We start from the raw sequence: 525 nt of genomic DNA, 5'->3' as shown, positions 1-525 counted from the left end.
ATTGACGCGATCAATGCGCAATGCACCGCGTTGATCCTTCGCCGCGCAGCTGTGATGTGAGGTCGGATCAATCAGGCCGCTGGTGCCATGGTCGGGGTCGTCATAATAAGGCGTGTGCGATCGCTGCCAGCCATGGAGAGCGAAGCGAAGGCTGGTAGACCCCAGTAGCCGCGAGGCCGCACTGTTTTCCCGGCGTGCCTTGCGCCAGAGGGAAAACAAAGTAGGCCTCCGAACGCGGCGTCCAGTCATATGGGAGCCAAGTACGGAGCAGCAACGAGCTTGCGAAGTTGTTGCGTAGTGCTTGGTGACCAGGACGGCTGGGGCACAAATAGGTTGTCAAAGGCCGAGTCGATTTTGGGGACTGGGATGTCCCAAAATCTATCACGAGGCCGAAGACACGCTTGTCAGCCAGCCCCCCGTTGTTCTGGAGCGGTCCCAGTTTCGGATCGCCACGGTCTGTCCCCTGGAGCTCATAATCAGAACGGTCATTGATATGCCCCACACAGGTGTTGTCATCGAACCACG

Annotated in this window: 1 protein-coding gene; it reads right to left on the bottom strand. The window is 58.5% G+C overall.

What is annotated here, in order from left to right; genetic code table 11:
* Positions 1 to 100 precede the first annotated feature (100 nt).
* Positions 101 to 525, bottom strand: a 425-nt coding sequence (locus ACOCD2_RS25905) for a hypothetical protein (RefSeq protein ID WP_419589394.1), incomplete at its 5' end; no start/stop codon positions are given.

Origin of the sequence: Thiolapillus sp. (assembly GCF_048562965.1) — a bacterium.
GTDB lineage: Bacteria > Pseudomonadota > Gammaproteobacteria > Chromatiales > Chromatiaceae > Thiolapillus > Thiolapillus brandeum_A.
This window is presented reverse-complemented; position numbering and strand designations above follow the sequence as displayed.